Origin of the sequence: Trichocoleus sp. DQ-U1 (assembly GCF_039961925.1) — a bacterium.
Taxonomy (GTDB): Bacteria; Cyanobacteriota; Cyanobacteriia; order Cyanobacteriales; family FACHB-T130; genus FACHB-T130.
In genome coordinates this window covers 1-3,960 of the sequence record NZ_JAMPKB010000160.1, presented here as the reverse complement: position 1 = coordinate 3,960, position 3,960 = coordinate 1, and the positions used below count along the sequence as shown (strand labels likewise).

Genomic DNA, 3,960 nt, shown 5'->3' with positions numbered 1-3,960 from the left:
CGCTCCCGTAAATCTAGCAGGAACGATTGAAGCCGCCCTAGAAACGGTACGACTAGCAGCCGAAGCCAAACACATTCAAATCCAAACTATATTTAATCCCGTTTCAGGAACGGTTTTAGGCGATACGAATCGCCTGCAACAAGTAGTCTGGAACCTCCTTTCCAATGCCGTGAAGTTCACCCCAAGCGGAGGACGAATCGAAGTGCGACTAGAGCAGGTTGGCACGTATGCTCAGATTCAAGTCAAAGATACTGGAAAAGGCATCAGTCGAGACTTCTTACCCTATGTGTTTGACTACTTCCGTCAAGAAGATGGGACAACGACCCGACAATTCGGCGGATTGGGATTGGGACTGGCGATCGTCCGTCATTTTACCGAACTGCATGGAGGAACCGTTCAAGCAGACAGCTTAGGACAAAACTTAGGGGCTACATTTACCATCCGGCTCCCGTTAAACATAGTAGAGCCGGAACCATCTTCTGATGACAGGCATTCAGAAAGTGCGACAGACTTAGCAGGTGTTCGGGTCTTGGTTGTGGACGACGATGCAGATATGCGGGAGTTGGCAGCATTCACCCTGATGCAATCGGGCGCACAAGTTGCCACAGCAGCTTCGGGGGCACAGGCGTTGACCCATCTGAATCAATCTGTCCCCGATCTGTTGTTATGTGACATTGGGATGCCAGAGATGGATGGTTATGCGCTGATTCGGCAAATTAGAAAGTGGTCGCCCCAACAGGGAGGCACGATTCCTGCGATCGCACTTACTGCCTATGCTGGAGAGATCAATCAGCAGCAAGCCTTAGCTGCCGGATTTCAGATGCATATCTCCAAGCCTGTTGAACCTGAAGAATTGGTACAAGCGATCGCCCGTTTGCTAAGACACTGAATGATTTGAGGATTAGCCTAATGCTGCTTGGTATAGATTTAGGAACAGGCTCTGCTAAGGCATTGCTCCTAGCGACAGACGGAACCACTATAGGTGAAGCATCAAGCTCTTATCCTGTTCATGCACCCCAACCTGGATGGGCTGAGTCGGAACCGGGGGATTGGTGGTTAGCTGTTGCCTCGGCTGTGAGGAAGGCTGTAGGAAATCATGCCGATCGAGTACAGGCGATCGCACTATCAGGGCAAATGCACGGTGTTGTCCTAGCTTCGGAGTCGGGTCAGCCTCTGCGTCCTGCTATCCTCTGGGCAGATACTCGCTCTAGTGCCACGCTTAACACTTATCATGCGCTTGATGCCGCTATTCTAGAACGATTGGGCAACCCGATTACGGCTGGAATGGCGGGCCCCACTTTGTTGTGGCTACGAGAACACGAGGCTACTGTCTACACCGAAGCGCGTTGGGCACTTCAGCCAAAAGATTGGCTGCGGTTACGGCTGACTGGAGAAATTGCAACCGAACCATCTGATGCTAGTGGTACTTTGCTTTACGATGTTGTGTCGGACAACTGGGCTGGGGAAGCAATCTCGGCGCTGAATCTACGTGGTGATTGGTTACCTAAAATTATCCCGTCTAGTGCGATCGCAGGTTATCTAACAACTGTTGCTTCAGAGCATCTTGGCTTAAGAGTTGGCTTACCCGTTATCGCTGGTGCTGCGGATACGGCAGCGGCAGCACTTGGTAACGGACTACTAGAGCCTGGTTTGGTTCAACTAACCATTGGCACAGGCGCTCAAATCATTACACCTCGCTCCCAACCCATTATCGATCCTCATGGTCGTACACATCTGTATCGAGCCGCTGTACCTAACCAGTGGTACACGCTTGCAGCCATGCAAAATGCGGGGCTAGCGCTTGAGTGGGTGCGGGGTATCCTCGGCTTGAGCTGGCAGGAAGTCTATACTCAAGCGTTTTCTGTTCCCCCAGGATGTGAAGGGTTGACATTCTTGCCATATCTCACAGGCGAGCGAACTCCACATCTTGACCCCTATGTACGTGGGGCATGGGTAGGGCTTGGACTTCATCACACACAAGCGCACCTGATGCGGGCGGCTTTAGAGGGAGTTGCTTTTGCCTTGCGACAAGGTTTTGAAGCACTAGAGGCAACAGGTTTTAAAGCGACACAACTGCGTTTAGCCGGCGGTGGAACGGCAGAAATGCCTTGGAAACAATTACTGACTGATGTATTGAGAATACCCCTCTATGCAACTACCGTTGCTGCTGCTTCCGCGCGTGGTGCTGCTCTATTGGCGGGTATCGGAATTGGTGTATACGCAGATGCTAATGACACGCTCAAACTGGCAGCCACCCCAACGCTTGCTGCAACTCCCCAATCAGTTGATTCAAACTTAGAAGAGGCTTGGATGCGATATCAATCCCTTTATCCACAACTTAAAAAAATCTGAGAGAAGTTATGCCTCAAGAAGGTTAATTTAAAATGGGTATAAACTGAAATCTGTCTCTTCAGGTAGCGCCTGACTTCATCCTGAAACCCCTAGAAAAGAAGCTGGGCGACTGCCCAGAACTTGGCTTCTGTCAATGCGTAAGTCCTACCATCGGGCAATTTTATGAAAATATACTCTGTAGCTGTTGATACTGAGGAAGGCAGCAAATAATGACCAAGCGAAACTACGCCAACCGAAACTTGCAAAATTGCTCTTTCAAAGGGCAGGACTTGGCTGGCGCAGACTTCAGTGGCTCTGACTTGCGGGGGTGCAATTTCACTGGGGCGACCCTAATTGGGGCAACGTTTGAGAGGGCCAAAACGGGTCAGAGCCGCCGCCAGGTAAATATTCTAGTTGCTGCTGCTATCGTTGGTCCCGTTGTTTTAGTCGCCTTCAGCGCGATCGCTGCCCAAGTGTCAATGGTATTGTTGGGCGATCGCTCCAATAAGGGACTCAACTTCTTTTTCAGTGCGCTTCCGATATTAGCTCTCGTGTTTGGAAGCTTCATCCGGGCTAAGATTGCCTTCCACTTTCCACAAATCACGAGCTTCTTGAACATTGCAGCCATTGCTGTACTGTTGGCGGTCATGGTGACGCTCACTCTTGGGCTTGTGATTGTTAGCATCCTTGGCTTCGGTGATGGCGCAATCGCTCAAGGATTTTTCCTCCTACTGCTGATTTTCGTTTCTGCGTTCTTGACCTTCCGTATTCTCAAATGGCTCACTCAAGGGATTCAAAGCAATCCCGGAACGTCCTTTAGGAAAGCGAACTTAACCGATGCCAACTTCAGTTATTGTGCGATGCAAAATACAGATTTTTCCTTTGCTGTGTTGACAGGAGCTTGTATCTTTGATTGGGCGATTAAACGCCACACTCAATTTACGAATATTTATTGTGAATACCTTTATTTGGAACCAGCGCACCAGAATCGGCAACCTGCTGAGGGTACTTTTCAACCGGATGAGTTGGAACGTGTACTAACTCAATTCATGAGCTAAATTTTATTGAAAAATAAATTTTAACTTTTCAGGAGCCGCAGGCAAGTATTACAGCCTATAAAAATCTTAAATAATTCGTGAATTTAAATAAATACGCGATATATTGCGTATTTATGGCAGAAAAAATCCCTGGTTATAACTTTAAAAAATCACTATATTACGGTGCTCATACCTATTTTTGAGCTAATTTGCAAGAGTTATAATAAATATGACGAACATCATTTTTAGACGAGCATTAGCGGCTGATTACCCTGAAATTCTCGCTTTGCATAGAAAGAATCTCGTGTCTAACTTGTCTGAGCTAGAGCAGCAGAATGGCTTTCTATCAATTGACTTTAAGGATGATTTTCATCTGGCAGCAATCAACGAAAATTTGGCAGTAATGGTTGCTGTGCAGGAGAAACTATTGGTTGGATAAGTGCTTATGTAAAATAAATTACACATAATAAAAAGTAGAATAAGCTAAAACAAAAGTCAAGAAAACAAGAGACTTATGAGATTTATTAGAGATTTAAGCCGAGAAACTCAAAGGATTCTCAAAAGAATTTATAAAGAAAGTAGACATCATCAA

At 47.2% G+C, this 3,960-nt stretch carries 4 protein-coding genes; all 4 read left to right on the top strand.

What is annotated here, in order from left to right; genetic code table 11:
- Positions 1-889, top strand: an 889-nt coding sequence (locus NDI34_RS27850; protein ID WP_348234465.1) for an ATP-binding protein, incomplete at its 5' end; no start/stop codon positions are given.
- A 20-nt stretch (positions 890-909) separates the two neighbouring features.
- The gene (gene xylB / locus NDI34_RS27845) at positions 910-2,352 is read left to right on the top strand and encodes a xylulokinase (RefSeq protein ID WP_348234464.1); all 1,443 of its coding nucleotides are present in this window, start codon (positions 910-912) and stop codon (positions 2,350-2,352) included.
- Between the two features lie 209 nt (positions 2,353-2,561).
- Positions 2,562-3,389, top strand: a complete 828-nt coding sequence (locus tag NDI34_RS27840) for a pentapeptide repeat-containing protein (RefSeq protein WP_348234463.1) — start codon at positions 2,562-2,564, stop codon at positions 3,387-3,389.
- A 208-nt stretch (positions 3,390-3,597) separates the two neighbouring features.
- Positions 3,598-3,807, top strand: a complete 210-nt coding sequence (locus tag NDI34_RS27835) for a hypothetical protein (protein ID WP_348234462.1) — start codon at positions 3,598-3,600, stop codon at positions 3,805-3,807.
- Positions 3,808-3,960 lie beyond the last annotated feature (153 nt).